Genomic DNA, 26,665 nt, shown 5'->3' with positions numbered 1-26,665 from the left:
AAATTGGCATTGAACATAGTGCACGCTGTTGAGTTCTCAAGAATCGGACACATCCCGCCTCCACACCAGAACGGTGCTTCACAACGAAAGTGATCGAAGTTTGCTGTACGAGGGCGTGAGCCACTCGATTTGTCTTGCTTGCCGAGACCGGTTAGGGTTGTCAGAACCGAAGTTCCGATCGCCTCCGTGGCAACTCGACTAACTTAGCACATCCGCAGGCCGTGTCAAGTCCGGCTTCTTCGTGGTGTTCGCTGCACGATCAAGGACCGCACCGCTGCACCGGGCTCGGCCGTGAGGCCTTGCGTCGAAGCCGGGACCGTGTCCCGTGGAGGCTTTGCATCTTACGCTCGCGATCCCGGAGTCTTCAAGAGACGAATCTCTAACAGGCTTGGGAGCGAGGGGATGGTCCCCGCTTGAGGTGGGCCAGCTGGTCTCGACGCTCTGCGCCTGACTCCCGCTTGCCGCTCCTTTGGGGTGACGAGGAGTTACATTACGTCGGGCCTCGGTCGAGCGGCAAATCGCCTGCGTCCCGGGCGTGTCGGGATTCAGGGGTCTTGCGTCGCTGAGTGTCCGACTCGGTACCGGACACCGGACAGCGGACACCGGACACCGGACACCGGCTACCGGGCTACCGGGCTACCGGGCTACCGGGCTACCGGGCTACCGGGCTACCGGCTACCGGGCTACCGGGCTACCGGGCTACCGGCTACCGGCTACCGGCTACCGGCTACCGGCTACCGGCTACCGGCTACCGGCTACCGGCTACCGGCTACCGGCTACCGGCTACCGGCTACCGGCTACCGGCTACCGGCTACCGGCTACCGGCTACCGGCTACCGGCTACCGGCTACCGGCTACCGGCTACCGGCTACCGGCTACCGGCTACCGGCTACCGGCTACCGGACACCGACCTGATGAGACCGCCGACGCCGTCATCATCCGCGTCCGCTCGAGGAGAGCGGGCACGCGGTCAGCGGACGAAGGCCCCGGCGAAGCTCTTCTTGCCGCGACGGAGGACGGCGATCCCGTCGATCAACGGGAGCTCGCCGAGCGTGACGGCCTCGTACGGGAGGGCGGTGTTGTTCACCGAGAGCCCGCCCTGGGCGAGAGCCCGTCGCGCCTCCCCCGTGCTGGCGACGAGTCCGGTCTCGACGAACGCCTGCAGCGCCGGCGTCTTCGGTGTCGCCTCCATCGAGGGCACCGCCTCGAGCGCGCCACGGAGGATGACCGGGTCGATCCCCTCGAGCGAGCCCTTGCCGAAGAGCGCGGCCGAGGCGTCGATCACCGAACGCGTCGCCTCCGCTCCGTGCACCAGCGACGTGACCTCCCAGGCGAGCGCGCGCTGCGCCTCCCGGCGGAACGGCTCGTCGGCGGCGGCCTTCTCCAGGCGCTCGATCTCCGTGCGCGGCAGGAAGGTGAAGATCCGCAGGCGGTCGGCGACGTCACGGTCGTCCGTGTTGACCCAGAACTGGTAGAACGCGTACGGGCTGGTGAGCTCGGAGTCGAGCCAGACGGCGTTGCCCTCGCTCTTGCCGAACTTGGTGCCGTCGGAGTTCATCACCAGGGGCGTGCCGATCGCGTGGACCGACGCGCCCTCCGTGCGGTGGATCAGGTCGGTCCCGCTCGTCAGGTTGCCCCACTGGTCGCTGCCGCCGGTCTGCAGGACGCACCCGTACTGCCGGTAGAGCTCCAGGTAGTCCAGTCCCTGCAGGATCTGGTAGCTGAACTCGGTGTAGCTGATCCCCGCGTCGGAGTTGAGGCGGGCGCTGACCGCGTCCTTCTTGAGCATCGTCCCCACACGGAAGTGCTTCCCGATCTCCCGCAGGAAGTCGATCGCCGACAGCGGAGCGGTCCAGTCGAGGTTGTTGACCAGGCGCAGCCCGTTGTCGCCGCCCGCGGGAACGAACCGGGACACCTGCGCCTGGAGGCGCTCGACCCACGCCGTCACCGTCTCGCGCGAGTTCAGCGTCCGCTCGGCCGTCGGACGCGGATCCCCGATCAGCCCGGTCGAGCCGCCGACGAGCCCGAGCGGCCGATGCCCGGCCAGCTGGAGCCGGCGCATGACGATCAGCTGCACCAGGTTCCCGAGGTGGAGGCTGGGCGCGGTCGGGTCGAACCCGCAGTAGTAGGTGATCGGCTCCCCCGACAGCAGCTCGCGCAACGCTCCTGCATCGGTCGACACGTGCACCGAGCCTCGCCAGACCAGCTCGTCCCACACGGAGTCGAAGGCGGGGTCGAGCTGCGGGCTCGTCGCGGACCCGGGGAGGTGCTGGTCGATCACCCGACCAGGCTACCGCGGCGGGAAGGAGCCGGTCTCCGGGAGTCAAGCGCACAGGCTTGATCCCGGGCGATCAAGTGCCGATACTTGATCGAGGAGGTCCGATGTTCGTCGTCACCGCGGATCAGCGCGACAGCAGGCACGACCACGACCGCGTGGACCAGGCGATCGCGAGCCTGATCGACGACGGTCGGGCGTCGTTCATCCTGCCCCCGGAGCGGACGGCGGGCGACGAGTTCCAGTGCGTGCTCGACCGGGCCGATGCCGTCGTCGCGCTCGTGCTCGAGCTGCACCGGACCGGCCACTGGAGCATCGGCCTCGGGATCGGCCCCGTCGACCGGCCACTCCCCGCGACCACGAGAGCGGCGACCGGGGAGGCGTACTTCGCGGCGCGCCGGGCGGTCGAGGCGGCGAAGGGCCGGCCGACGCGCTTCTCCCTCGATCCGGACGCACCGGGAACGGCGGCGCCGGCACCGGCGGACGTCCAGGCGCTGATCGATCCGCTCCTCCTGCTGCGCGACGCGCGCTCCGAGGCCGGCTGGCAGATCGTCGACCTGCTCGAGAGCGGCCTCTCCCAGAAGGATGCGGCCGAGCGCCTCGCCGTCAGCCCGCAGGCGGTCAGCCTCCGGGTCCGCGCGGCGAGTGCTCGAGTCGACGCTCCCGCCCGTGACGCGCTCGCGCGCCTGCTGACAGTGGTCGACCGTACGCTCGACCCCACCGACGAGAGGACACCCCGATGACGGCACCCCCCGGATCCCCCGCCCTGCTCCTCGCCTCCGCGCTGCAGTCCGCCTCGTGGACGGGCGTGGTGCTCGTGCTGCTCGCCGGACTCGCCGGTGCGGTGCTCGCCGTGCGCCTTCGCCGTCCGCAGCTCGCCTGGATCCCCCTCGTGGCGGCGGCCGCCGCCTTCCTGCTCACGGCGGTCGCCGGACCGTCCGCGCCCCCGATCCACTCCGTCCTGGTGGCGGTGCTGGCCTTCGCGCTGGCGATCGCGGGCGGCGGGCCGGTCGTGCTGCTCACCCTCCGGCTCGCGACGGCCGACTCCCGCAGCGGCAGCCACGGCGGCATCATGGTCGCCGGAACCTCCCGCCCCGCCGCCGGGAGCGCGCCCTCGGCGATCGGCCAGCCGATCGAGGTGCTGCGCGGGGGGACGACGATCGGGGTCCTCGAGCGGATCGCGACGGCCGGCGCACTGATGAGCGGTCTCCCCGAGGGGATCGCGGTCGTGGTGGCGATCAAGGGCGTCGGCCGCTTCAGCGAGCTCGCCTCCCCGGAAGCGCGCGAGCGGTTCATCATCGGCACGCTGGCGAGCCTCGCCTGGGCGGCGGCTCTCGGCGTTCTCGCCCGGCTCTACCTCGCGGGCTGAGCTCCGGGCCGCCGCCGGGGCACTGCTCTCCGGTAGGGCGAGACGGTGGGGTCGCCCGGGATGCTGAAGCGCCACGGGAAGTCGTCCCCGCCGCCCGGGCCCGAGACTCCGGTGCGCGGGCCCGCCGCCACGGAGGACGGCCTCTCCCCGGGCAGCAGCTCGAACGCCGCCTCGAGCGGGTCGCCCGACTCGGTGAGACGGACTCCGAGGGCCTTCGCCAGCCGTGCGGGTCCGCGGGCCAGATCCCGGCTGCGAACGGGTCCGCGCCGGATCATCGCGAGATCCTCCCCCGATACGACCTCGCCTGCGCGCAGCAGCACCGCCGACGCCGTGCCCGCCGGGGAGCAGACGATGTTCACGCAGGTGTGCATCCCGTAGGTGAAGTACGCGTACACGGACCCGGGCGGACCGAACATGGGAGCCGTCCGGGGTGTCGGTCCGCGGTGCGCATGCGAGCCCGGATCCTCACCGGTTCCGAGGTACGCCTCGACCTCGGTCAGCCGGACGCCGACCACGCCCTCCGGCGTGCGGTGCAGGAGGACGCGGCCGAGCAGCTCCGGTGCCACCTCGAGGGCCGAGCGCGCGAGGTCGGGGAGGTCGGCGCTCAGAAGAAGCTCTGGCCCGACACGAGGGTGATCACGATCACCGCGACGATGACGACTGCGGCGACGAGCACCAGAGTCCGCTGCTGCCAGGGGCGCAGCGGCGGACGGCCGTCGTCGCCCGGCGCTCCTCGAAGGGTCACGGGCGCTCCCCCCGGAGGGATCCGCGCACGACCCGGACGCGCTCGGTCAGCCGGGCGAGCTGCTCCGAGACGCGGTCGGGAGCCGTGCCGCCGACACCGTCCCGGCTCGCCACCGATCCCTCGATGCTGAGGACGGAGCGCACGTCGGGCGTGAGCAGCGGCGACACCGAGGCGAGCGCGGCGTCGTCGAGATCCTCGAGCCCCCTCCCCTGCGCCTCCGCCAGCTTGACCAGCTCGCCGGTGATCTCGTGGGCGTCCCGGAAGGGCACGTGCTTCTTCACGAGCCACTCGGCCACGTCGGTCGCGAGGGAGAAGCCCTGGGGCGCGAGCTCCGCCATCCGGTCGGTGTGGAAGGTGAGGGTCGCGATCATGCCGCTGAACGCGGGCAGCAGGACCTCGAGGGTCGTCACCGAGTCGAAGACCGGCTCCTTGTCCTCCTGCAGGTCACGGTTGTAGGCGAGCGGCAGGGCCTTGAGGGTCGCGAGCAGCCCGGTGAGGTTGCCGATCAGCCGGCCGGACTTCCCCCGGGCGAGCTCGGCGATGTCGGGGTTCTTCTTCTGCGGCATGATCGAGGACCCGGTCGAGTAGCCGTCGTCGAGCGTGACGAAGGCGAACTCCCGCGTGTTCCAGAGGATGACCTCCTCCGCGATGCGCGAGACGTCGATCCCGATCATGGCGGCGACGAAGGCGAACTCGGCGACGAGGTCGCGGCTGGCCGTCCCGTCGATCGAGTTCGGCACGCTCGACGCGAAGCCGAGATCGCGGGCGACCGCCTCGGCGTCCAGGCCGAGGGTCGAGCCGGCGAGGGCGCCCGAGCCGTAGGGCGAGACGTCCGCCCGGACGGCCCAGTCCCGCAGGCGCTCCAGATCGCGCAGCAGCGCCCAGCCGTGGGCGAGCAGATGGTGCGCGAGGAGTACGGGCTGAGCGTGCTGGAGGTGGGTGCGCCCGGGCATGATCGCCGTCGGGTGCGCCGACGCCTGTGCGGCGAGGGCGTCGATGAGCTGCACCACCAGCTCCGAGACGAGCGCCGCGTGGTCGCGGAGGTACATCCGGACGAAGGTGGCGATCTGGTCGTTGCGCGAGCGCCCCGCGCGGAGCTTGCCGCCGAGCTCGGGACCGGCTTCGAGCATCAGGCCGCGCTCGAGGGCGCCGTGCACGTCCTCGTCCGACTCGTCGGCGGCGAAGCTCCCGTCGGCGACGGCAGCCTCGAGCCGGTCGAGCGCCGCGAGCATCGCGGTGAGCTCGGCGTCGTCGAGGTAGCCCGCTCCGGCGAGCGCCCGGGCGTGGGCGCGGGAGCCGGCGAGGTCGTAGGGGGCGAGCTGCCAGTCGAAGTGGGTCGACCTCGAGAGCGCGGCGAGCTCGGGCGAGGGGCCGCCGGCGAAGCGGCCGCCCCAGAGGGCTCCGGCCTCGCCCGCGCGGGCGGAGGGTCGTTCCGTCATGGTTCTCCTCGGGTTCGGCTGTCGAGTCTACTGAGCGGCGTCGGCGGTGCCGGCGCGCTCCAGGAGCCACACGAGCAGGGCCTTCTGCGCGTGCAGGCGGTTCTCCGCCTCGTCCCAGATCACGCTCTGCGGGCCGTCGATCACGTCGGCGGTCACCTCGTAGCCGCGATCCGCGGGCAGGCAGTGCAGGAACAGCGCGTCGGGAGCGGCAGCGGCCATCGTGGCCGCGTCGACCCGGTAGGCGCCGAAGGTCGCGACGCGCGCCGCCTTCTCGTCCTCCTTGCCCATCGACACCCACGTGTCCGTGATCACGATGTCGGAGCCGGCCGCGCCCTCGTCGGGGTCGGTCGTGGTGATCGCCGATCCGCCGGTGGTCGCGGCGATGCGCTGCGCATCGGCCAGGACCGCCGCGTCCGGCGAGTACGACTCCGGGGAGACGATGCGGACGTGCATGCCGGCCGTGGCCCCCGCCAGGAGGTACGAGTGCGCCATGTTGCTCGCTCCGTCGCCGAAGAACGTGAGCGTGAGGCCGGCGAGGTGACCGCGGTGCTCGCGGATGGTCAGCAGGTCGGCGAGGAGCTGGCACGGGTGGAACTCGTCCGAGAGCGCGTTGACGACCGGCACGCGCGTGCTGCGCGCCATCTCCTCCAGGCCCGACTGCGCGTAGGTGCGCCACACGATGGCGGCGACCTGGCGCTCCAGGACCCGCGCCGTGTCGGAGGCGGTCTCCTTGCCGCCGAGCTGGCTGCTCGCGGTCGAGATGATCAGGGGGCTGCCGCCGAGATCGGCGATGCCGACCGCGAAGGAGACGCGGGTGCGCGTGGAGGACTTGTCGAAGATCACGGCGACGGTCTGCGGCCCGGCGAGGGGCTTCCGGGAGAAGCGGTCGCGCTTGAGCTCGAGGGCGAGGTCGAGGATCTCGGCCTGCTCGGCGGGAGTGATGTCGTCGTCGCGGAGGAAGTGGCGGGTCACGGTGCTGGTCGCTTTCGGTGGAGGTACGGGGTCAGAGGGTCTGCAGTGCGCGGCCGAAGCGCTCGGCGAACTCGGCGACGTCGGCGGCGGTCACCACGAGCGGAGGCGCGAGCCGGATGCTCGAGTCGTTCGCCGCGTTCACGATCAGGCCGGCGTCGAGGCAGGCGGCGGCGAGCTCGGCGGCGACCGGCCGGTTCAGGGCGATGCCCAGGAGGAGGCCCGCGCCGCGGACCCCTCCGATCAGGGGCGAGTCGAGAGCGGTCAGCGCGTCGACGATCTGCGCCCCGCGCTCCCGCGCGTTGCCGAGAAGGTCGGCGCGCTCGATCTCGGCGAGCACGGCTCCGGCCACGGCGGTCGCGAGCGGATTGCCGCCGAAGGTGCTGCCGTGGTGGCCCTTCTGCAGGAGGTCGGACGCCTCGCCGAAGGTCACCAGCGCTCCGACGGGGAAGCCTCCGCCGAGCCCCTTGGCCAGGGTGACGGCGTCGGGCAGGATCCCCGCCTCCTGGTAGGCGAACCAGCGTCCGGTCCGCCCGACCCCGGTCTGGATCTCGTCGACGATGAGCAGCGCGCCGTGCTCGCGGGTGAGCTCCCGCGCGCGCTCGAGGTAGCCGGCCGGCAGCGGGATGACGCCCGCCTCCCCCTGGATGGGCTCGACGATCAGCGCGGCGACGGACTCGTCGAGAGCCGCCTCGAGGGCCTCGATGCTCGCCTCGAGGTGCTCGACCCCTCCCGGCATCGGCTCGAACGGCGCACGCATGGCCGCCTTGCCGGTCAGCGCGAGCGCGCCCATCGTCCGCCCGTGGAACGCGTTCTGCAGCGCCAGGACGCGGTGCCGGCCGCCGGCCGCGTTCAGCCGCGCCAGCTTGAAGGCCGCCTCGTTGGCCTCGGTGCCCGAGTTGGCGAAGTAGACGCGGCCCGTCTCCCCGGCCCCGGTGAGGCGGCGCAGGGTCTCGGCGAGCTCGATCTGCGGGGCGGTCGCGAAGTAGTTGGAGACGTGGGCGAGCGCACCGGCCTGGCGCGTCACGGCCTCGACGAACACGGGATGCGCATGGCCGAGCGAGTTGACGGCGATGCCGCCGAGGAAGTCGAGGTACTCCCGCCCGTCGACGTCCCAGACCCGGCAGCCCTCGCCGCGCTCGAGCACGGCGAGCGGCGGCGCGAAGGTCTGCATCATCGCGGCGGAGTAGCGGTCTCGCGCCGAGCCGGTGCGGGACGCGGTCGTGGGGATGGACATGGTGGCCTTTCGATCGGAGCGGTCCGGCCGCGAGGGCCGACGGTGCGCGCGTCCCGGACGGGACGGGCGCTCGGAGCCGGGGCCGCTGAGGATCAGCGGCCCGACATTCGCTCCCGGTCGCGGGGGTCGAGCGAGGCGACGACCTCGGTGCCGATGCCCTCCGAGGTGAACACCTCGAGCAGGATCGAGTGCGGGATGCGGCCGTCGATGATGGCGGCCTTGGGCACTCCCCCGCGCACGGCGTCGAGGCAGGCGGTCATCTTGGGGATCATGCCCGATTCGAGCGAGGGCAGCAGAGCCGCGAGGTCGTCCGAGCGGATGTGCGAGACGAGCGACTCGCGGTCGGGCCAGTCGGAGTAGAGGCCGGCCACGTCGGTGAGGACGACGAGCTTCTCGGCGCCGAGCGCGACGGCCAGCGCGGCGGCGGCGGCGTCGGCGTTGACGTTCAGCGACTGCGTGGGGTCGTCCGAATCGGGGGCGATCGAGGACACGACCGGGATCCGGCCGGCCTCGAGCTGAGCGAGGACGGCGGCGGGGTCCACGGCGATCACGTCTCCGACGAGTCCGAGGTCGTGCTCCTCGCCGTCGATCACGACACCGCGGCGGCGGCCGACGAAGAGGCCCGCGTCCTCACCGGAGATGCCGGCGGCGAGGGGGCCGTGCTCGTTGATCCGGCGGACGATGTCGCGGCTGATGCTGCCGGTGAGCACCATCCGCACCACCTCCATCGCCTCGGGGCTCGTGACCCGGTAACCGCCCCGGAACTCGCTCTCGATCCCGAGCCGGTCGAGCATCCGCGAGATCTGGGGCCCGCCGCCGTGGACGACCACGGGGCGGATCCCGGCGTAGCGCAGGTAGACCATGTCCTGGGCGAAGGAGCGCTGCAGCTCCTCCGACACCATCGCGTTGCCGCCGAACTTGATCACCATCGTGCGCCCGTGGAAGCTCTGCAGCCAGGGCAGCGACTCGATGAGCGTCGCGGCCTTCCCGGGCGCGGCGTCGCGCTCGGCGCGGCTCTCGGCCGAGAGAGTGGTGTCGTCGCTCATGGCCGCCTCAGCTCGAGTACGCGGAGTTCTCGTGCACGTAGTCGTGCGTGAGGTCGTTGGTCCAGATCGTGGCCGTCGCGTCCCCGGCGTGCAGGTCGATGTCGACGGCGACCTCCCGAGGGGCGAGGTCGACGAGGTCGCGGCTCTCGTGCGGCTCGCCCGCGAGGCAGACCTGCACCCCGTTCATCGCGACGTCGATGCCGTACGGGTCGAACTGCGCATCGGTCGTGCCAACGGCGGCGAGGACGCGGCCCCAGTTGGGATCCTTGCCGAAGATCGCGGCCTTGAACAGGTTGCTGCGGGAGACGGCGCGGGCGACGACCACGGCCTCGTCCTCGGTCGCGGCGTTCAGCACGCGGATCGCGACGTCGTGGGCGGCGCCCTCCGCGTCGGCCTGCAGCTGCAGGGTGAGGTCGCGGCAGACCGCGGTCAGGGCCGCGGTGAACTCGTCGGCGTCGGCCTCGACGCCGCTGGCGCCGCTCGCGAGCAGTGCGACGGTGTCGTTCGTCGACATGCAGCCGTCCGAGTCGAGGCGGTCGAAGGTGACGCGGGTCGCGGCACGCAGGGCGGTGTCGAGAGCGGCGGACTCGAGGGCCGCGTCGGTCGTGATCACGACCAGCATCGTCGCCAGACCCGGCGCGAGCATCCCGGCGCCCTTGGCCATGCCGCCGATGCTCCAGCCCTGCTCGGAGCGGACCACCGCCTGCTTCGGGACCGTGTCGGTGGTCATGATCGCGCGGGCGGCCGCCTCGCCCGCCTCGGGTCCCCCGGCGAGCTCGGCGGAGGCGCCGGTCACGCCGGCGGTGAGCTTCGCGAGGTCGAGCTGGTCGCCGATCAGCCCGGTGGAGCACACCAGCACGTCGCCGGCGGACACCTCGAGGCTCTCGCCCACGAGCTCCGCGGTGCGGTGGGTGACCTGGAAGCCCTGAGCACCCGTGTAGCAGTTGGCGCCGCCGGAGTTGAGGACGATCGCCGAGACGACGCCGTCGCGCATCACCTGCTCGCTCCAGAGGACGGGGTTCGCCTTGCAGCGGTTGCTCGTGAAGACCGCGGCGGCGCTCTGCAGCGGGCCGAGGTTCTGCACGAGCGCGACGTCGCGCGCTCCGGTCGACTTCAGCCCGGCGACGACTCCGGCCGCCCGGAACCCTGCTGCTGCGGTGACGCTCACGGCGCGACTCCGTTCACGCTCAGGCCGAGGGACTCCGGGAGTCCCAGGGCGATGTTGGTGGACTGGACGGCCGCGCCCGCGGTGCCCTTGACCAGGTTGTCGATGGCCGAGACGACCACGACCCGGCGGGCCCGCTCGTCCACGGCGAGTCCGATCAGAGCGGTGTTCGCCCCCACCACGTCGGCCGTCCGGGGGAAGGAGCCCTCCGGGAGCAGCTGGACGAAGGTCTCGTCGCCGTAGGCGGTCTCCCACGCGGCGCGCACGTCCTGCGCGGAGACGCCGGGAGCGAGGCGCGCGGTCGAGGTCGCCAGGATGCCCCGGGACATCGGCACGAGGACCGGGGTGAACGAGATCGAGACGGGTCCGGCTCCGGCGAGGAGGAGGTTCTGCCGGATCTCGGGATTGTGGCGGTGCGCTCCGCCGAGGCCGTAGGCGTGCGCGGAGCCGAGGAGCTCGCTGGCGAGGAGGTCGGTCCGCAGGCTCTTGCCCGCACCCGAGGGTCCGACGGCGAGGACCGCGACGAGGTCCGACGACTCGATCACTCCGGCGTGCAGGCCGGGGGCCAGGCCGAGCGTGATCGCCGTGACGTTGCAGCCGGGGACGGCGATGCGCCGCACTCCGGCGAGCGCCTCGCGCTGCTTGCGTCCGCCGCCGCCGATCAGCAGCTCCGGGAGCCCGTAGGGCCAGGCCCCGGCGAAGTCGCCCCCGTAGAAGTCGGCCCAGTCCTGCGGGTCGGTCAACCGGTGGTCGGCGCCGCAGTCGACGACGAGGACGTCCTCGGGGAGGGTCGCGGTGATCTCGCCCGACTTCCCGTGCGGGAGGGCGAGGAAGACGACGTCGTGCCCGGCGAGGTTCCCGGTCGTCGTGTCGACGAGGACGAGGTCGCGGAGCGAGCGGAGGTGCGGGTGCACGGCGACGAGGGGCTGACCCGCATTGGCGTGCGCCGTCACCGTGCGCACCTCGAACTCGGGGTGGTCGGCGAGCAGTCGCAGCAGCTCGCCGCCCGCGTAGCCGCTCGCACCGGCCACCGCCACGGAGAAAGTCATGCCCGAGAGCCTAGCCGGTGCGGGTGCGGGGCCCCGCCCGGCCGAACCGGACGGGACCCCCGGCCTCACTCGCGGAGTCGGGCGCCGAAGCGCTCCGCCGCCACGGCCACGCCGTTCTCCTTCGCGGCCGTCGCCTCGGCCGCGGTGAGCGTGCGGTCCGGCGCGCGGAAGCGCAGCGCGAAGGTCAGCGACTTCGTCCCCTCGGCGAGCCCGGTGCCGCGGTAGTCGTCGACCAGGCGGATCGCCTCGAGCAGCTCGCCCGCCCCCTCGGCGACGGCGGCGCGCACGTCAGCCGCCGCGGTGCCGACCGGCACGACGAGCGAGAGGTCCTGGGTCGCGGCGGGCAGCGCGCCCACCGGGCGGGCCACGACGACCCTCCCGGCCCGCGCGAGCAGCGGCTCCAGGTCGAGCTCGACCACGGCGACGCGGCGCGGCAGGTCGAGCTCCTCGGCGAGCGCCGGGAGCAGCTCCCCCGCGTGGCCGATGACCGCGCCGTCGAGGACGACCTCGGCGGTGCGGCCCGGGTGCAGCGCGGCGTGGGCCCCCTGGCGCAGCACCAGCTCGGTGCCGGTCGCCGCGGAGACCTCGCGGACCACGTCGAGGGCGTCGCGCCAGTCGACGTCACGGCCGGCGACACCGGGCTGGCGCACGACGGCGGCGCCCGTGAGCAGCGCCGCGAGGTGCCGCGGCTGCGGTGGGATGCCCGCGTTCAGCTCGGCCTCGACCTCCGCGGACGGACGCGCCCCGCCCGCAGGGAGCGCCCCGGAGCCGAACGGGCGGCCGGCGACCGGGAGGAAGACGGAGCCGAGCTCGTAGACCGCGAGATCCGTCAGGCCGCGCGAGCGGTTGCGGGCCGCGACCTGCACGAGACCCGGCAGCAGAGAGATCCGCAGCTGGCCCGCGGTCGCGTCGAGCGGGTTGGCGAGCGTGATCTGCTCCTGCGGCTCCCCGTCGACCGAGCCGAGCCGGTCGTTGATCGAGCGCGAGAGGAACGGGTACGAGAGCACCTCGGTCAGACCCGCGGCGGCGAGCGCCTGGGCGAGGGTGCGGCGCAGCCTCTGGCCCGGGGTCAGACCGCGGCCGGGAGGCGCGACGGGCAGGATCGCCGGGATGCGGTCGTACCCGGTGATGCGGGCGACCTCCTCCGCGAGCGAGGCGCGGTCGACGAGGTCCGGGCGCCAGCTCGGCGGAGTCACCAGCAGGCCCGCTCCGCCGGTCTCGACGGAGGCGCCGATCTCGACGAGCGCGCCGCGGATCTCCTCCGGGGTGTACTCCACCCCGATGAGGCCTGCGACGTAGCCGTCCGGCAGCTCGACCGGCTCCGCCGTGCGCGGGTCGGCCAGGACCGAGCCGAGCTCGTCCGCCGTGCCGCCGGCGAGCTCCACCAGCAGCTGCACCGCGCGGGCCGCGGCGACCGAGGCCACCTCGGGGTCGACGCCGCGCTCGAAGCGCCGCGACGCCTCGCTCGGCAGCTTGTGCCGGCGAGCCGTCCGGGCGATCGAGACCGGGTCGAAGTTCGCCGCCTCGAGCAGGACGTCGGACGTGGCGTCCGAGATCTCGGTGCGCGCGCCCCCCATCACTCCGGCGAGGCCGATCGCTCCGCTGTCGTCGGCGATGACGAGGTCCTCCGCGTGCAGGCGCCGGGTCTGGCCGTCGAGCGTCTCGACGGTCTCCCCCGGCGCGGCGCGGCGCACCACGATGCCGCCCTGCAGGGTCGCCAGGTCGTAGCCGTGCAGCGGCTGGCCCAGCTCGAACATCACGTAGTTGGTGATGTCCACGACGAGCGAGATCGAGCGGACGCCGGCCAGTCGCAGTCGCGCGAGCATCCACGGCGGCGTCGGTCGTGAGACGTCGACGCCCCGGACGACGCGCGTGACGAACACGGAGGCGCCGACACGGCCGCGGATCGGCGCCTCGTCGGCCACGGACACGGGGAAGACGGGGGCCGTCTCCGTGCGCTCGTGCGGAGGGAGCGCCCGAGCGGGGTCGCGGAAGGCGGCTCCGGTGGCGTGGGCGTACTCGCGGGCGATGCCGCGGATCGAGAAGGCGTAGCCGCGGTCGGGCGTCACGTTGACCTCGACCGCGGCGTCGTCGAGACCGAGGAGCGCGACGGCGTCCGTGCCCGGCTCCGGGTCGAGCCCGAGCGAGGCGAGGCGGAGGATGCCGTCGTGGTCGTCCCCGAGGCCGAGCTCGCGGCTCGAGGCGATCATCCCGTCGGACACGTGCCCGTAGGTCTTCCGCGCGGAGATCGGGAACGGCCCGGGCAGGACCGCGCCCGGCAGTGACACGACGACCTTGTCGCCGGCCGCGAAGTTGTGGGCTCCGCAGACGATGCCGCGGACGTCCTCTCCGCCGTCGGCGGCACGCCCTCCCTCCGGGGCCACGCGGACGTGGCACCAGTTGATGGTCTTGCCGTTCTTCTGCGGCTCCGGAGCGAGGTCGAGCACCTCGCCGACGACGACGGGGCCGGTCACCTCGAAGCGGTGGACGTCCTCCTCCTCCAGGCCGACCGACACCAGGGCCGCGTGCACGGACTCCGTCGTGACGTCCTGCTCGAGGTCGACGTACTCCCCCAGCCAGCTCAGCGGGATGCGCATCAGATCACCATCCCGTACTGCTCGCTGAAGCGGACGTCGCCCTCGACCATGTCGCGCATGTCCTTCACGTCGTTGCGGAACATCAGGGTCCGCTCGATCCCCATGCCGAAGGCGAACCCGGAGTACTCCTCCGGGTCGATCCCGGCCGCGCGCAGCACGTTCGGATTGACCATGCCGCAGCCGCCCCACTCGATCCAGCGGGCACCGCCGACGAAGGTCGGGTGCCAGACGTCCAGCTCGGCGCTGGGCTCGGTGAAGGGGAAGTAGTTCGGGCGCAGGCGGATGCGCGCGTCGTCGCCGAAGAGGATCCGCGCGACGTGCTCGAGGGTGCCCCGCAGGTGCGCCATGGTCAGGCCGCGGTCGACGGCGAGACCCTCGAACTGCGTGAACACGGGCGTGTGCGTCGCGTCGAGCTCGTCGGTGCGGTACACCCGTCCGGGAGCGATCACGTAGAGCGGCAGCGGGCGCTCGAGCATCGAGCGGATCTGCACCGGCGAGGTGTGCGTGCGCAGCACCAGGTGCGAGTCGACGGGGTCGACGAAGAAGGTGTCCTGCATGGCGCGGGCCGGGTGGTCCTCGTCGAAGTTCAGGGCGTCGAAGTTGAACCACTCGTTCTCGAGCTCCGGCCCCTCCGCGATCTCCCAGCCCATCCCGACGAACACGTCGGCGATCGACTCCTGGAGCAGAGAGAGGGGGTGGCGGGCGCCGCGGCGCACGAAGCTGGCACCGGCGGTGACGTCCACGCGCTCGGCCTCGAGCGCGGCCGCGTCCTCGGCCTCGACGACCTCGGCCTCGCGGGCGGCGTAGGCGTCGCCCACCTGCTTGCGGGCACCGCCGACGAGCTTGCCGGACGCCGCCTTGTGCTCGGGCGGGACGGAGCGCATCTGCGCGTTGAGGCGGGCGAGGGCGGACCCCTCGCCGAGGTGGGCGGCTCGGGCGGACTTCAGAGCGGCGGAGTCGCCCGCCGCGCCGATGGCGGCGAGGGCGTCGGCGACCGCCGCGGAGACGGCCTCGTCGGTGATCGGGTTGCTGTCTGACACGATCCCCCAGTGTAGGCGAGGGCCTCCGCCCCCTCCCGCCGCCCGCGCGCGGTGCTCGTCGCGCTCACCCGCGGCCGGCCCCCGTCTGCGCCGACGGCTCTCGAAGCCCCGCCACCGGCGCTGCTCGACCAGCAGGGGCGGGGTTCTCGCTACGCCGGGGTCGGACGCTGCTCCACCGGCAGGAGGCGGGGCACCGCCGGACGGGAAGACTCCCGGATCGATCGCGACTCCCCGATCGCCACCGCCTCCGCGTCGACGACGCCGGAGCGGAGCACCACCGCTCGATGCGCTGAGCGATCGCCGGACCCTCGAGGCGAACGGAGGAATCGCGTGCGAGCGATTCCTCCTGGCCGGACGCAGGACGCTCTGCGGAACCCGACCCGTCGGGAAGCCGACCGCGGTGAGGATCGCCCTCGGGCGATCCTCACAGTTCAATCCTGCACAGCGATCAGCTGCGTGTCCGTCTGCGCGCGGGCTGCGGGGTGGCCGCCGATGGTGCGGCCGCCGCGTCCGCCGCTCTTCGTGCGGATCTCGATCCACTTCGCCAGCCCCGAGAGGAGGAGGCAGATGCCGATGTAGATCGCTCCGATGACGATCGCCGCCGGGATGATCGGGCTGTCGAGGCTCGACTGGTTGCCCAGGTAGCGCGCGTAGTACAGCAGCTCGTTGTAGGTGATGATCGAGCCGAGCGCCGTGTCCTTGAGGGCGACGACGAGCTGGGCGATGATCACGGGCAGCATCGAGCGGATCGCCTGGGGGAACAGGATGAGCCGCATCACGCCGGACTTGCGCAGGCCGATCGCGTAGCCCGCCTCCTTCTGTCCTCGCGGGAGGGCTTCGATGCCGGCGCGGAAGATCTCGGAGAAGACGGAGCCGTTGTAGAGGGTCAGGGCGATGACGACGGCGAGGTAGGGGCTGAGCTTGAGGCCCGCGAACGGCAGGCCGTAGTACATCAGCATCATCAGGATCAGGACGGGGATCGCCCGGAACAGCTCGATGAAGAGCGTGACGGGGACGTTGATCCAGCGCCGGTCCGAGAGCCGGCCGATCGCCAGGAGGAGGCCGAGGACGAGGCTGGCGACGCCCGCCGTGGCGAAGGCCGCGAGCGTGCGGCCGAGGGCGCCGCCGATGCTCTGCCAGACCAGCGGGTAGCCGAACGCGCGCCACTTGGAGGCGTCGAACTGGCCGGACTCCGCGAAGCGCCAGACCACGAAGCCGAGGAACGCCGCGATCAGCAGGACGACGACGACGCCGATGACGCGGTTGCGCACGACGGCCCGGGGGCCGGGGTTGTCGAAGAGGACGGAGCTCATCGGGCGACCCTCCACTTCTTCTCGAGCTGACGTTGGACGAGCGAGAGCAGGGTGACCAGGACCACGAAGACCAGGGCCACCCAGAGGACGACGATGAGGCTGTTCTCGCCGCGCTCGTTGAGGACGCGGACGATGGTGCCCGCCTCCGCGACCGAGAAGCCGGCGGCGACGGTGGTGTTCTTCAGCAGCGCGATCAGGACGCTCATGAGCGGCGGGATCACGGAGCGGAAGGCCTGGGGCAGGACGACCTGCGTCATCGTGAGGCCGAAGTCGAGGCCGATCGCGCGGGCCGCCTCGGCCTGGCCGATCGGCACGGTGTTGATGCCCGACCGCAGCACCTCCGCGACGTAGGTCGCGGTGTAGAGGCTGAGGGCGCAGATCGCGAGGTTCGTGTAGTCCACCTGCGGCAGGTCGAGCTTGGGGTAGCCGAAGGCGAAGAAGAACATCACCAGCGTGAGCGGGGTGTTCCGGATGGTGTTCACGTACACCGTGCCGACCGCGCGGGCGATCGGGACGGGCGAGACGCGCATCGCGCCGACCACCGTGCCGATCAGCAGGGCGAACACGAGCGAGACGCTGAAGAGGATCAGGGTGTTGCCGAAGGCCGGGACGTAGACGTCGAGGTTGTTCAACAGGACATCCATGCGGCTGGCCCTTCTGTCGGAGCGGTGGTGGTGGTCGAGGAGAGGGGACCCCCGGGCGGCGGTCGGGCCGCCCGGGGCGCCTCCTAGTAGTCGTTCACCGCCGGCTGGGTGACGGTCGTGCCGGACTGGCCGAGCGTCTCGTCGTAGATGGCGCTCCAGGTCTCGCCGCCGTCGGTCAGCATGCCGTTGACGAAGTGGCGCAGGGCGTCGTCGTCCTTCGGCAGGCCGATGCCGTAGAGCTCGGTACTGAAGGGCTCTCCGACGACCTTGAGCTCGTCGGGCTTCTGAGCGGCGTAGCCGATCAGGATCGCGCCGTCGGTGGTGACGGCGTCGACGGTGCCGTCGGAGAGGGCGTCCACGCACTGCGAGTACGTGTCGAACTCCTCGGTCTTCACCTCGGGGTAGTTGGTGCGGATGTTCTGGATCGGGGTGGAGCCGGTGGCCGAGCACACGGTGGTGTCGGCGGTGAGGTCGTCCGGTCCGGTGATCGTGTCGTTGTCGGCCGCGACGAGCAGCTGCTGGCCGGTCTCGAAGTAGGGTCCGGCGAAGCCGACCTGCTCCTTGCGCTTGTCGGTGATCGAGTAGGTGCCGACGTAGTAGTCGATGTCGCCGTTCACGATCGACGCCTCGCGGTTGGCCGACGGGATCGCCTGGAACTCGATGGCGTCGGCCGCGAAGCCGAGCGAGGCCGCGGTCCACTTCGCGATCTCGATGTCGAAGCCGGAGCGCTCGCCGGTCGCCGCGTCGAGGTAGCCCAGCCCGGGCTGGTCCTCCTTGACGCCGATGACGACCTTGCCGTCCGCGGTCATCGCGTCGAAGGTCGGGCTGCCCTCGAGAGTGACGTCGGAGGCGACCTCGTACGCGGAGGTCCCTCCCTCGGAGCCTCCACCGGCGCCGCCGCCGGCGGTTCCGGCGTCGCCGGAGCAGCCGGCGAGGGCGAGGGTCGCTGCCGCGAGTCCCGCGGTCATGAACATGAGCCTGGTGCGCATGATCGTCCTTCCTGGGGTTCGGCCCGCCGGAGCGGGCGATGTCGGGTCGGCTCCCGGGTCACGGGTCCGACCTGCCTGGTGGCTGCTGATCGCGCTTCTAGTGCGTGATGAGCTTGGAGAGGAAGTCCTTGGCCCGGTCGGTGCGGGGCGCGGTGAAGAACGACTCCGGGTCGGTGTCCTCGAGGATCTCGCCGTCGGCCATGAACACGACGCGGTCGGCGGCCTTCCGGGCGAAGCCCATCTCGTGGGTGACGACGATCATCGTCATCCCGTCCTTGGCGAGCCCGACCATCACGTCCAGGACCTCGTTGATCATCTCGGGGTCGAGCGCCGAGGTCGGCTCGTCGAACAGCATCACCTTGGGCTTCATCGCCAGCGCCCGCGCGATCGCGACGCGCTGCTGCTGCCCTCCGGAGAGCTGGGCCGGCGTCTTGGCGGCCTGGTGGCCGACGCCGACCCGGTCGAGCAGCGCCGTGGCCTGGGCCTCCGCGTCCTTGCGGGAGAGCCCGCGAACCTTGATCGGGCCGAGGGTGACGTTCTCGAGGATCGTCTTGTGCGCAAAGAGGTTGAACGACTGGAAGACCATCCCGACGTCGGCGCGGAGCGCGGCGAGGCCCTTGCCCTCCTCCGGGAGCTTCTGACCGTCGATGGTGATGGTGCCGCCCGAGATCGTCTCGAGCCGGTTGACCGTGCGGCAGAGCGTCGACTTGCCGGATCCGGAGGGGCCGAGGACCACGACGACCTCGCCCCGGTGCACCGTCAGATCGATGTCCTTCAGAGCCTGGAAGTCGCCGTAGTGCTTCTGCACCCCGGAGAGGACGACGAGGGGTTCACCGGCGGGAGCGGCGGCGCGCTCGTCTTGCGGGGCTGTGACCATGCCGTCAGAGAAGCACACGGGGATGGGCCGGTCAAATCATGAGGGAATTCTTAACCGAAGGGTAACAACGCGCCCTGTTCTCCAGGTTCGCGGCCCCCTCGGCCCGGTTCCTCTCAGGAACGCAGCGCGAAGGCGCTCTCGTACAGGCAGACGGAGGCCGCGGTCGCGAGGTTGAGCGACTCCGCCGCCCCGTAGATGGGCACCGCGACCACGCCGTCGACGAGGGCGAGCGACTCGTCCTCGAGGCCGCGCGCCTCGTTGCCGAAGACCCAGACGGTCGGCTGGGCGAGGTCCCCGCGGGCGCGGACGTCGAGCAGGTCCTCCCCCTTCACGTCGGCCGCGACGGAGCGCAGTCCCACGCCGCGGAGCCGGCCCAGCACGTCGGCGAGGTCGGCGCCGACCGCGACCGGGAGGTGGAAGAGCGAACCCGTCGTGGAGCGCACGACCTTGGGGTTGTAGAGGTCGACCGAGCGGCCGGACAGCACGACCGCGTCGGCGCCGGCGGCGTCGGCGGCCCGGATGATCGTGCCGAGGTTGCCCGGATCGCGGACCTCCTCGAGCACCGCCACGAGACGCGGCTCGGAGGCGACGACGTCCTTGAGCGACGTGGGGAACTGACGGCAGACCGCGACGAAGCCCTGCGGAGTGACGGTGTCGGCCATCGCGTCGAGGACGTCCTCGGTCACGTACTCGATCTCCACCTCCGCCTCGGCGGCGGCGGCGACGATCTCGGGGTGGCGCTCCAGAGCCGTCGGAGTCGCGAACGACTCGACGATCAGCTCCGGGCGGTACTGCAGCGCCTCGGAGAGAGCCTGCGGGCCCTCGAGGAGGAAGAGCCCCGTCTCGAGCCGGGCCGGGCGGCGGGTGAGCTTCGCCACGGAGCGGACACGGGGAGAGCGGGGGTTGTCGAGCATGCGGCGAGCCTATCGGCGCGGTGATCGCCGCCCCCGCAGACACGGCGCGGGAGGGCCCGCGGACGACGGAGGGGGCCGCGACCTCTCGGTCGCGACCCCCTCCGGGAAGCCGTGCTGACTACGCTGCGGCCTTGGGCGCCGAGGTGTCGGCGGGCAGCGCGCTCTTCGCGGTCGCGACGAGCGAGGCGAACGTGGCCGGCTCGGTGATCGCGAGGTCCGCGAGGATGCGGCGGTCGACCTGGACGCCGGCCAGGGCGAGGCCCTGGATGAAGCGGTTGTAGGTCAGGCCGTTCGCGCGGGACGCGGCGTTGATGCGCTGGATCCAGAGACGACGGAACTCGCCCTTCTTGGCGCGGCGGTCGCGGTACGAGTAGACGAGGGAGTGGGTGACCTGCTCCTTCGCCTTGCGGTAGAGGCGCGACCGCTGGCCGCGGTAGCCCGAGGCGCGCTCGAGGATGACGCGACGCTTCTTGTGGGCGTTGACGGCCCTCTTCACTCTTGCCATTGCTGTTTCTTCCTATCGATCCGTGTCGGCTGAGTAGCGACCACGCGGCGCAGCGGGCTGCGCCGGCGGTGGGCTACAGACCGAGAAGCTTCTTGGCGACCTTGGCGTCCTGCGGGGCGAGGACCTGGTCCTGGTTGAGGCGGCGCGTGCGAACGCTGGACTTGGACTCCAGGTTGTGGCGCATGCCGGCCTGCTGCTTCATGACCTTGCCGGAGCCGGTCACCTTGAAGCGCTTCTTGGCACCCGAGTGGGTCTTCATCTTGGGCATGTTCTCTCCTTGTGAACGTCACTCCGCGCTCGGCGGGGCGAAACCGGTGCCCCGCGAGCGGGGCGTCCACCGGCCCCGAGGCCGGGGCGGCGAAGTACTAGACGGACTCGGCCTCGGCCGTGTCCTCGGGGGTGTTGGCCTCGCGACGAGCGGCGCGGACCGCATTGGCCTCGGCCTTCGCCTCGGACTTGTTCTTCAGCGGGCCGATGACCATCACCATGTTGCGACCGTCGATGGTCGGGGTGGACTCGACCTGGCCGAACTCGGCGACGTCCTCCGCGAAGCGCTGGAGCAGGCGGACGCCCATCTCGGGGCGCGACTGCTCGCGACCGCGGAAGAGGATCATCGCCTTAACCTTGTCGCCGGCCTTCAGGAAGCCCTCGGCGCGCTTGCGCTTGGTCTCGTAGTCGTGCTTGTCGATCTTCAGGCGGAAACGGACCTCCTTGAGGATCGTGTTCGCCTGGTTGCGACGGGCTTCCTTGAGCTTCTGAGCCTGCTCGTACTTGAACTTCCCGTAGTCCATGATCTTGGCCACGGGCGGCTTGGAGTTGGGGGCGACCTCGACCAGGTCCAGGTCTGCGTCCTGCGCGAGTCGCAGGGCGACCTCGATCTTGACGACGCCGACCTGTTCTCCTGCGGGACCCACGAGGCGGACCTCGGGGACGCGGATACGGTCGTTGGTACGGGGATCGCTGATTGCGTTTCTCCTCTGATCTCGGTGAGTGCAGCTGCGCTGCCGGAGTCTTCTCCAGCGCACCCGAGAGAGGTGATCGTCCCGTCCACGTCGTGCCTGCAGCACGGCGCTCGCACCCTGTGACGCGGTTCCCGAGGCGGACCTCGAGAGCCGCAGCCCTGCCTCCGGCGGTCTGACGACCCTCGGGGGCGGAGTGCTTCTGACCCGGTAACCTTGTGAAGCGGTCAAGCGCGGGTGGGAGAATCTCCACTTTCGAACCGAGGACATGCCTCGGAGCCCGGACAACCATAGCAGACCAGCGGCCCGCCCGACAGAGCGGATCCGGCCGCCCCTCGATCCTCTGCTGCGGCGGCCGCGCCCCTCCACCACGGACGACGAACGAAGGACCCATGGCCCAGTACGACGACGACTACACGCGACGATTCGGCGAGGACGGCGGAGCCTCCGACGTGGAGGCCGCCCGCGACATCGCGGAGGTCCCGGCGGTGGAGATCATCACCACCGCCGCCGTGCACCTGATGAGCGCGGCCGCCGTCAAGTGCGGGCTCGCCGACGAGCCCGGAGCGCAGGTCGACCTCGACGAGGCGCGCAAGCTCATCAACGCGCTCGCGGGCCTGGTCACGGCCGGGGCGCCCGACATCAGCGACATGCACGCCCGGAGCCTGCGCGACGGCCTCCGCACCCTCCAGCTCGCGTTCCGCGAGGCGTCCCCGATCGCCGACCCGATCGGCAAGGGCCCGGGCGAGAAGTGGACCGGCCCGGTCACCTGATCGGGAGTCAGCGGGCGGCGGCGAGCTGCAGCGTCATCGAGTCGACGCGCTGCGCGACGGTCTCGTCGGCCGCCCACCGCTCCCCCAGGCGCGCGACGAGGGCGCCGAGCGCGTCCTGATCGAGCCCCGGGCGCAGGCTCAGGACCACCACGAGCTCGGGCCCCGCGAGGCGCTGCTCCGGATCTCCCGCGCGCACCTCGAGCGAGGCGACCGCCCGCTCCCCCTCCGCAGCCGCGCGCAGAGCCCGGAGCACCTCCGCATCGGCGGGGGCCGGCCGCCAGTCGCCGCCCTCCGCGATCGCCCAGAGCGCCGGGCGCCGGACCGCGAACTCCCGCTCGGACGCGGGGTCGAGGACCATCACCTCGGTGCCCTCCGCGACGGCCGCCAGGGCCGCGCGGCGCCCGTCGACAGGGACGGGACGGGCGGCCGGGTCCCACCGGCGCATGCTCTCGACGCCGCTGAAGACGGGGAGCACCGTGCGGCCGTCGGGTCCGGCGACCGTGACGATCGCGAGCTCCTGCGTCTTGTCCGCCCGGAGACCCCCGACCCCCTCGGCCTCCTCGCCGAGGCGGGCGACCAGCGGGATGAGCAGGCGGGACGTGCGGATCGCGTCGACCACGGTCTCCGGGCCGCGAGTGCCGCGGGCGAAGGACTCGAGCGCGGCGACCAGCGCCTCCGGGGCGCTCCCGTCGTCCTCCGGCGCTGCGCTCGGCTCGAAGTGCCGGCCCGCCCAGGGGGTGCCGGCCGAGTCGGTCAGATGCGCCGGGAGCGGGCGGGGCTCACTCGGATGCGACATCCAGGGCCTCCGCGAGCGTGAACGCGCCCGCGTACAGCGCCTTGCCGACGATCGCGCCCTCGAGGCCCTGGGGCACGAGGTCGCGAAGAGCGGCGATGTCGTCGAGGTTCGAGATGCCGCCCGAGGCGATCACGGGGCGGTGGGTGCGGGCCATGACCTGCTCGAGGAGCTCGAGGTTCGGGCCCTTGAGCGTGCCGTCCTTGGTGACATCGGTGACGACGTAGCGGGTGCAGCCGGCCTCCTCCAGGCGGTCGAGGACCTGCCAGAGGTCGCCGCCCTCCTTGGTCCAGCCGCGCGCGGCGAGCGTGGTGCCGCGGACGTCGAGCCCGACGGCGATCTGGTCGCCGTACTGCGCGATGACGCTCGCGGCCCACTCGGGGTTCTCGAGCGCCGCGGTTCCGAGGTTGATGCGCTTCGCGCCGGCGCTCAGCGCGGACTCGAGGCTCCGGTCGTCGCGGATCCCGCCGGAGAGCTCGACGTTGACGCCCTTCACCTGCCGGATGACCTTCTTCATGATGCCGTGGTTGTCGCCGCGGCCGAAGGCGGCGTCGAGGTCGACGAGGTGGATCCACTCCGCGCCCTGGTCGGCCCAGTCGCCCGCGGCGTCGATCGGGTCGCCGTAGTTGGTCTCGGTCCCGGCTTCGCCCTGCGTGAGCCGCACGGCCCTGCCGCCCGCCACGTCGATCGCGGGCAGGAGGACCAGGCCCGGGGCCTTGGTGAACTCGCTCATCGTCATCCTCAGTCTCGGAGCCGGTGCCGGCCCCTGGAGGCGCCGACCACCGGCCGATCCTAGTTCGTGCGGAGGGTGCCCAGCCAATTGGCCAGCAGCCGGAGCCCGGCGGCCCCCGACTTCTCGGGGTGGAACTGAGTGGCCGAGAGCGGCCCGTTCTCGACCGCGGCGATGAAGGGGCCTCCGTGATCGGCCCAGGTGACCGCGGGACGCGGGAACGGGGGCATCACGTCGAGCGACCACTCGCGGGCGCCGTAGGAGTGCACGAAGTAGAAGCGCTCCTCGGCGATGCCGTCGAAGAGCACCGATCCCTCGGGAGCGGAGACGGTGTTCCAGCCCATGTGCGGGACGACCTCGGCCGGGAGGAGGTCCACCGTCCCCGGCCACTCGCCCAGGCCCTCGCTCTCGACCCCGCGCTCGACGCCGCGCTCGAAGAGCACCTGCATCCCGACGCAGATGCCCAGGACGGGGCGCCCGCCGGCGAGGCGCTTCTCGATGATCTCGCCGCCACGGGCGCGGGTCAGTGCCGACATCACGGCGTCGAAGGCGCCGACGCCGGGCACGAGGAGGCCGTCCGCCTCCAGCGCCCGCTGCCGGTCCCCCGTCAGCTCGACGTCGGCCCCGGCGAGCTCGAGCGCCTTGACGGCGGAGTGCACGTTCCCCGAGCCGTAGTCGTAGACAACGACGGAGGGGCGGGCCGAGCTCACAGCGCGCCCTTCGTCGACGGCACGCCGGAGACGAGCGGATCGATGGCCTTGGCCTGACGGAAGGCGCGGGCGAACGCCTTGAACTCCGCTTCGGCGATGTGGTGCGGGTCCCTGCCGCCGAGCACCGTGACGTGCACGGTGAGGCCGGCGTTGAACGCGATCGCCTCGAAGACGTGGCGCACCATCGACCCGGTGAAGTGGCCGCCGATCAGGTGCAGCGCGAAGCCCTCCGGCTCGCCGGTGTGCACGAGGTAGGGGCGCCCCGAGATGTCGACGACCGCCTGCACGAGCGCCTCGTCGAGGGGGACGAGCGCGTCGCCGAAGCGGGAGATCCCGGCCTTGTCGCCGAGCGCCTGACGGATGGCCGTGCCGAGCACGATGCCGATGTCCTCCGCGGTGTGGTGGATGTCGATCTCGATGTCGCCGCGGGCCCGGACGTGCAGGTCCGTGAGCGAGTGCTTCGCGAACGCCGTCAGCAGGTGGTCGAAGAAGGGCACGCCGGTCTCGAGATCGGCGACGCCCGTGCCGTCGAGGTCGAGGGAGAGCTCGATGCTCGACTCGCTGGTGGCACGGCTGAGGGAGGCGGTGCGCCCGGGTGCGGCGCTCGGGGAGGTCATGCCTCCCAGTCTATTCGCGCCGCGTCACCGACCCCGGGCGGACCTCTACTCGCGCGAGAGCGCCACCGCGGGGTCGGCCGACGGTGCGGGGAGGGAGGCGAGCGCCTCGAGGAACGCGGTCGTCTCCTCCTCGGTGCCGGCGCTGACGCGGAGGTGGTTCGGGATGCCGACGTCGCGGATGAGCACGCCGCGGGCGAGCAGGCCCTCGAACACGGCGGCCGGATCCGCGACGCCGCCGAAGAGGACGAAGTTGCTGCCGGTCGCGTACGGGCGGTAGCCGAGGGCGCGCAGTCCGTCGATCATCCGGTCGCGCTGCACGATGATCTCGCCGACCATGGCGAGCATCTCGTCGGCGTGAGCGAGGGCGGCGGTCGCGGCGGCCTGGGTGAGAGCCGACAGGTGGTACGGGAGGCGGACGAGGCGGAGCGCGTCGATCACCGCGGGGTCGGCGGCGAGGTAGCCCAGGCGGACGCCGGCGAAGGCGAAGGCCTTGCTCATGGTGCGGGACACGAGCAGGCGCGGTCGCCCGGGGAGGAGGCTCAGCGCGGTGGGCGCGCCCCTGCCCGCGAACTCGGCGTACGCCTCGTCGACGACGACGATGCCGTCGGTCGCGTCGTAGACCGCCTCGATCACGGCGAGGTCGAGCGGCGTCCCGGTCGGGTTGTTCGGAGCGCAGAGGAAGACGATGTCGGGCCGGGCCCGGCGCACCTGCTCCGCGGCGTACTCGGCTCCGATCTCGAACTCCGCCTCGCGCGGAGCGGGGATCCACTCCGTTCCGCTCCCCGACGCGAGGATCGAGTACATCGAATAGGTGGGCGCGAACCCCAGCAGCGAGCGCCCGGGACCGCCGAACGCCTGAAGGACGTGCTGGAGCACCTCGTTCGATCCGTTCGCAGCCCACACGCCGTCCGCGGTGAGCCCGTGACCGAGGTAGCCGGCGAGGGAGTCGCGCAGCTCTCGGAACTCGCGGTCGGGGTACCGGTTGACGGTGCGCAGCGCCTCCGAGACCCGCCCGACGATGTCGGCGATCACGTCGTCCGGGACCGGGTGGGTGTTCTCGTTGACGTTGAGGGCGACGGGCACGACCGCCTGGGGTGCGCCGTACGGGTGCTTGCCTCGGAGGTCGTCGCGGAGGGGCAGGTCGTCGAGAGTCGTCACCAGGGAATGGTAGCGAAGCACCCGGTGCGGACGTCCGGGCAGCCCGGCTCAGCGAGCGGTGTCGTACTCGGCCGGGACCGCGAGGCGCTGCCCGGGCTCGACGCCCGCGCTCGAGAGCTGGTTGAGGGAGAGGATGTCGTCGACCACGTCGCGCGGGTCCGCCTGCGGGGCGAGCTCCTCGGCGAGCGACCAGAGCGACTCGCCCGCGTGAACGGTGACGTACTGGAACTCGACCGCAGCGGCGTCGCTCGACGCGATCGCTCCACCGCCGTTGAGCCCGAAGGCGAAGGCGCCCGCCACGATCGGCAGGGCCCCCAGAGCGGCCACCACGGCGCGGCCGCGGCGCGTGAGGCGCAGACGGGTGCGAACGATCCGCGCTTCACCGAACGCGCTCATCGGCTCGGGAGCGGACGGCAGTACCTCGACGGGCCGAGCCGCGGACGAGCGCTGGAGCGGGCGGGAGGTGAGCTGTGCGGTCATGGGATCGCTCCTTTCAACAGGGATTCGGGGAGGCCCTCGGCCGGGAGGGCCGCCCCGAACGCCTGTACCGAACATATCTTCGAACGACGGAGCGGTCAAGGGACCGGTCCGGCTGATCCGCGAGCGGACTCGCGTGCGACACACTCGAACGAATGTTCCGAGTCGTGACTTCCGGCGGATACAGTTTCGAGAGCCTGGTCGTAGTAGAGCAGCGACCACCGACATTCCTTGTCGGGTCGCGACCGGGCGGGCGCGCACGCGGCGTGCGCACCG

Annotated in this window: 28 protein-coding genes; 3 read left to right on the top strand and 25 right to left on the bottom strand. The window is 72.0% G+C overall.

Annotation, left to right across the window (positions count from 1 at the left end):
- Positions 1-969 precede the first annotated feature (969 nt).
- Positions 970-2,280 carry a tyrosine--tRNA ligase gene (gene tyrS, locus C5B92_RS11845; protein ID WP_104350425.1) on the bottom strand — a complete coding sequence of 437 codons (1,311 nt, stop codon included), beginning with the start codon at positions 2,278-2,280 and terminating at the stop codon, positions 970-972.
- A 101-nt stretch (positions 2,281-2,381) separates the two neighbouring features.
- Between tyrS and C5B92_RS11840 the strand changes: the two genes are divergently transcribed.
- Positions 2,382-3,017: a DNA-binding protein gene (locus C5B92_RS11840; protein WP_104350424.1), complete on the top strand. Its 636-nt coding sequence runs from the start codon at positions 2,382-2,384 to the stop codon at positions 3,015-3,017.
- Entirely contained in the window at positions 3,014-3,643 is a 630-nt protein-coding gene (locus C5B92_RS11835; RefSeq protein WP_258059401.1) for a hypothetical protein, read from the top strand. The genes C5B92_RS11840 and C5B92_RS11835 overlap by 4 nt, the downstream gene beginning before the upstream one ends.
- On the opposite strand, the gene C5B92_RS11830 is transcribed toward C5B92_RS11835, so the two are convergent.
- From C5B92_RS11830 to infC, 18 genes are all read right to left on the bottom strand, one after another.
- Positions 3,628-4,251: a DNA-3-methyladenine glycosylase gene (locus C5B92_RS11830; RefSeq protein ID WP_104226321.1), complete on the bottom strand. Its 624-nt coding sequence runs from the start codon at positions 4,249-4,251 to the stop codon at positions 3,628-3,630. The genes C5B92_RS11835 and C5B92_RS11830 overlap by 16 nt on opposite strands.
- Positions 4,248-4,388 (bottom strand): hypothetical protein, encoded by a 141-nt coding sequence (locus C5B92_RS17345; protein ID WP_160034127.1) that lies wholly within the window; start codon positions 4,386-4,388, stop codon positions 4,248-4,250. The genes C5B92_RS11830 and C5B92_RS17345 overlap by 4 nt, the downstream gene beginning before the upstream one ends.
- A complete protein-coding gene (gene argH / locus C5B92_RS11825; RefSeq protein WP_104255578.1) occupies positions 4,385-5,827 on the bottom strand; it encodes an argininosuccinate lyase in 1,443 nt (480 codons plus the stop codon). The genes C5B92_RS17345 and argH overlap by 4 nt, the downstream gene beginning before the upstream one ends.
- A 27-nt stretch (positions 5,828-5,854) precedes the next feature.
- Positions 5,855-6,799 (bottom strand): ornithine carbamoyltransferase, encoded by a 945-nt coding sequence (argF, locus tag C5B92_RS11820; RefSeq protein ID WP_104238645.1) that lies wholly within the window; start codon positions 6,797-6,799, stop codon positions 5,855-5,857.
- Positions 6,800-6,830: 31 nt separating this feature from the next.
- Positions 6,831-8,033 (bottom strand): acetylornithine transaminase, encoded by a 1,203-nt coding sequence (locus tag C5B92_RS11815; RefSeq protein ID WP_104255577.1) that lies wholly within the window; start codon positions 8,031-8,033, stop codon positions 6,831-6,833.
- Positions 8,034-8,125: 92 nt separating this feature from the next.
- The gene (gene argB / locus C5B92_RS11810) at positions 8,126-9,079 is read right to left on the bottom strand and encodes an acetylglutamate kinase (RefSeq protein WP_104224497.1); all 954 of its coding nucleotides are present in this window, start codon (positions 9,077-9,079) and stop codon (positions 8,126-8,128) included.
- 7 nt (positions 9,080-9,086) lie between these two features.
- Complete coding sequence (gene argJ, locus C5B92_RS11805; protein ID WP_104255576.1) at positions 9,087-10,247, bottom strand: bifunctional glutamate N-acetyltransferase/amino-acid acetyltransferase ArgJ; 1,161 nt, start codon at positions 10,245-10,247, stop codon at positions 9,087-9,089.
- Positions 10,244-11,293 (bottom strand): N-acetyl-gamma-glutamyl-phosphate reductase, encoded by a 1,050-nt coding sequence (argC, locus tag C5B92_RS11800; protein WP_104255575.1) that lies wholly within the window; start codon positions 11,291-11,293, stop codon positions 10,244-10,246. The genes argJ and argC overlap by 4 nt, the downstream gene beginning before the upstream one ends.
- Positions 11,294-11,358: 65 nt before the next feature.
- Complete coding sequence (gene pheT, locus C5B92_RS11795; protein ID WP_104350423.1) at positions 11,359-13,890, bottom strand: phenylalanine--tRNA ligase subunit beta; 2,532 nt, start codon at positions 13,888-13,890, stop codon at positions 11,359-11,361.
- A complete protein-coding gene (gene pheS / locus C5B92_RS11790) occupies positions 13,890-14,930 on the bottom strand; it encodes a phenylalanine--tRNA ligase subunit alpha (protein WP_104350422.1) in 1,041 nt (346 codons plus the stop codon). Before pheS ends, pheT begins: the two co-directional genes overlap by 1 nt.
- Positions 14,931-15,361: 431 nt before the next feature.
- Positions 15,362-16,243 carry an amino acid ABC transporter permease gene (locus tag C5B92_RS11785; RefSeq protein WP_104224492.1) on the bottom strand — a complete coding sequence of 294 codons (882 nt, stop codon included), beginning with the start codon at positions 16,241-16,243 and terminating at the stop codon, positions 15,362-15,364.
- Complete coding sequence (locus tag C5B92_RS11780; RefSeq protein ID WP_104224491.1) at positions 16,240-16,887, bottom strand: amino acid ABC transporter permease; 648 nt, start codon at positions 16,885-16,887, stop codon at positions 16,240-16,242. Before C5B92_RS11780 ends, C5B92_RS11785 begins: the two co-directional genes overlap by 4 nt.
- Before the next feature lie 83 nt (positions 16,888-16,970).
- Positions 16,971-17,876, bottom strand: a complete 906-nt coding sequence (locus C5B92_RS11775) for a glutamate ABC transporter substrate-binding protein (protein ID WP_181027238.1) — start codon at positions 17,874-17,876, stop codon at positions 16,971-16,973.
- Between the two features lie 97 nt (positions 17,877-17,973).
- Positions 17,974-18,753: an amino acid ABC transporter ATP-binding protein gene (locus tag C5B92_RS11770; RefSeq protein ID WP_104224489.1), complete on the bottom strand. Its 780-nt coding sequence runs from the start codon at positions 18,751-18,753 to the stop codon at positions 17,974-17,976.
- A 113-nt stretch (positions 18,754-18,866) separates the two neighbouring features.
- Entirely contained in the window at positions 18,867-19,667 is an 801-nt protein-coding gene (locus C5B92_RS11765) for an RNA methyltransferase (RefSeq protein ID WP_104224488.1), read from the bottom strand.
- A gap of 118 nt (positions 19,668-19,785) precedes the next feature.
- Positions 19,786-20,172, bottom strand: a complete 387-nt coding sequence (gene rplT, locus C5B92_RS11760; RefSeq protein ID WP_104224487.1) for a 50S ribosomal protein L20 — start codon at positions 20,170-20,172, stop codon at positions 19,786-19,788.
- Positions 20,173-20,245: 73 nt separating this feature from the next.
- Entirely contained in the window at positions 20,246-20,440 is a 195-nt protein-coding gene (gene rpmI / locus C5B92_RS11755) for a 50S ribosomal protein L35 (RefSeq protein ID WP_055793295.1), read from the bottom strand.
- Positions 20,441-20,537: 97 nt separating this feature from the next.
- Positions 20,538-21,086, bottom strand: a complete 549-nt coding sequence (gene infC, locus C5B92_RS11750; protein WP_374952931.1) for a translation initiation factor IF-3 — start codon at positions 21,084-21,086, stop codon at positions 20,538-20,540.
- Between the two features lie 437 nt (positions 21,087-21,523).
- Between infC and C5B92_RS11745 the strand changes: the two genes are divergently transcribed.
- Positions 21,524-21,904: a DUF1844 domain-containing protein gene (locus C5B92_RS11745; protein WP_104313470.1), complete on the top strand. Its 381-nt coding sequence runs from the start codon at positions 21,524-21,526 to the stop codon at positions 21,902-21,904.
- Between the two features lie 7 nt (positions 21,905-21,911).
- Here the strand turns inward: C5B92_RS11745 and C5B92_RS11740 are convergent, their stop codons facing one another.
- The 6 genes from C5B92_RS11740 to C5B92_RS11715 are packed head-to-tail and all read right to left on the bottom strand — an operon-like array spanning position 21,912 to position 26,392.
- The gene (locus C5B92_RS11740; protein WP_104255572.1) at positions 21,912-22,700 is read right to left on the bottom strand and encodes an SseB family protein; all 789 of its coding nucleotides are present in this window, start codon (positions 22,698-22,700) and stop codon (positions 21,912-21,914) included.
- Positions 22,684-23,430, bottom strand: coding sequence for a bifunctional 1-(5-phosphoribosyl)-5-((5-phosphoribosylamino)methylideneamino)imidazole-4-carboxamide isomerase/phosphoribosylanthranilate isomerase PriA (gene priA / locus C5B92_RS11735; protein ID WP_104224506.1), 747 nt, complete (start codon positions 23,428-23,430; stop codon positions 22,684-22,686). Before priA ends, C5B92_RS11740 begins: the two co-directional genes overlap by 17 nt.
- 59 nt (positions 23,431-23,489) lie before the next feature.
- On the bottom strand, positions 23,490-24,137 hold the full coding sequence (gene hisH / locus C5B92_RS11730; protein WP_104224485.1) for an imidazole glycerol phosphate synthase subunit HisH: 648 nt from the start codon (positions 24,135-24,137) through the stop codon (positions 23,490-23,492).
- Positions 24,134-24,754 carry an imidazoleglycerol-phosphate dehydratase HisB gene (gene hisB / locus C5B92_RS11725; RefSeq protein ID WP_104350421.1) on the bottom strand — a complete coding sequence of 207 codons (621 nt, stop codon included), beginning with the start codon at positions 24,752-24,754 and terminating at the stop codon, positions 24,134-24,136. The genes hisH and hisB overlap by 4 nt, the downstream gene beginning before the upstream one ends.
- A 45-nt stretch (positions 24,755-24,799) precedes the next feature.
- The gene (locus tag C5B92_RS11720; protein ID WP_104255583.1) at positions 24,800-25,915 is read right to left on the bottom strand and encodes a histidinol-phosphate transaminase; all 1,116 of its coding nucleotides are present in this window, start codon (positions 25,913-25,915) and stop codon (positions 24,800-24,802) included.
- 45 nt (positions 25,916-25,960) lie between these two features.
- Positions 25,961-26,392 (bottom strand): LysM peptidoglycan-binding domain-containing protein, encoded by a 432-nt coding sequence (locus tag C5B92_RS11715; RefSeq protein ID WP_308471155.1) that lies wholly within the window; start codon positions 26,390-26,392, stop codon positions 25,961-25,963.
- Between the last annotated feature and the right edge of the window lie 273 nt (positions 26,393-26,665).

This window comes from Rathayibacter sp. AY1A4, assembly GCF_002930955.1.
GTDB lineage: Bacteria > Actinomycetota > Actinomycetes > Actinomycetales > Microbacteriaceae > Rathayibacter.
This window is presented reverse-complemented; position numbering and strand designations above follow the sequence as displayed.